The organism is Citrobacter sp. TBCS-14, assembly GCF_005280805.1.
Taxonomy (GTDB): domain Bacteria; phylum Pseudomonadota; class Gammaproteobacteria; order Enterobacterales; family Enterobacteriaceae; genus Citrobacter; species Citrobacter gillenii.
Genome location: NZ_SZWM01000154.1, coordinates 239 through 601 on the forward strand (window position 1 = coordinate 239; position 363 = coordinate 601).

Here is a 363-nt window from a genome sequence, read left to right on the forward strand (position 1 = left end):
GGTGCTCAGGCGGAAGTAGGTCAGCGCACCGCTTTTCATGCGTCCATGTACCGCACCACAGGTGTTCTCTTTTCCCACCGTGGTGCCGATGATATCTGCCGTGCCCATCTTCGGGTTATCCAGACTGGCTGATGCGAAGTTACCGCAGTGAAACAGGACACATTTGTCACGATCGTCGCCGAAATTATTATTCCAGTCAGCAATCGATGCAGGGCTTAAATTACTGCTGGCGAGCGCGTACATTGACAATGCACCCATCACGTCCACTTCGCAGGCGCTGGGCATTAACTGCCCGGACATTACGCTCATGATCGAACAAACATTGATACCCAAATTTTCCTGCAGCGAGGTCCAGCACTGGAT

The 363-nt window shown here is 52.6% G+C and carries 1 pseudogene; it reads right to left on the minus strand.

What is annotated here, in order from left to right:
* Window positions 1-363, minus strand: a pseudogene (locus FDX22_RS30845) (fucose isomerase); the annotation flags it as partial.